2 pseudogenes are annotated in these 758 nt (G+C 65.4%); one reads left to right on the top strand and one right to left on the bottom strand.

The features are described 5' to 3' along the window. Positions 1-281 (bottom strand): annotated as a pseudogene (locus A5745_RS21095) (dihydrodipicolinate reductase); the annotation flags it as partial. 157 nt (positions 282-438) lie between these two features. Between A5745_RS21095 and A5745_RS21100 the strand changes: the two are divergent. Beyond that, positions 439-758, top strand: a pseudogene (locus A5745_RS21100) (dihydrodipicolinate reductase); the annotation flags it as partial.

Raw genomic sequence — 758 nt, forward strand, 5'->3', positions numbered from 1 at the left:
AGCAGCCGAACATAGTCCGGGATGGCCAGCGCATCGCGCTCGGGACCGCTGGCCGCGTAGATGACGCAATCGGGTTTGAGGGCGATCAGCGCGTCCGCGTCATTGGTGGCGGCGAGGCCGATCGGCTCGCCATTGGCGAGTTCGCCGGCGTCCCTGCCGACCTTCTCCGCGGAGTGCACCCACACGCCGACCAGATCCAGATCGGGGCGTCGGTGGATAGTGCGGATCGCGATCGACCCGATGCCGCCGGTCGCCCAGACCACTACGCGCTGAGCTGCCATTTCGTACCTCCTGTTAAGAGAGCGCACACTATCCTAACGAACAAATTTTAGGTTATGGTGCTGTTGATGTTCACGCTTAGGTTCGACCTGCGTGCGCCGGAGTGGGCCGGGCCGCCCGATGTGGCGTGGCCATACCTCGAACGCGCCGCGGCCGCTCATGAGTAGGGAGGTGAACCCCGTGCGTACCGTTGTGTGGTCGACGGGGGGAGTTGGGTCGATCGCCATCGATGCGATCCGCCGCCGGCCCGACCTGGAACTCGTTGGGGTATGGGTGCATTCGCCCGACAAAGTCGGCCAGGACGCCGGGGAATTGGCTGGCATCGAACCGTTGGGTATCGCGGCCACCAACGATGCCGACGCCTTGATCGCCCTGGCGCCCGACGCGGTGGTGTATGCCGCGAGCGGTCCCGAGCGCGATGCGCTGGCCATCCCGGACTATGTTCGGCTGCTCGAAGCCGGAATCAACGTCGTCACGAC

This window comes from Mycobacterium sp. IS-2888 (assembly GCF_001954215.1).
GTDB lineage: Bacteria > Actinomycetota > Actinomycetes > Mycobacteriales > Mycobacteriaceae > Mycobacterium.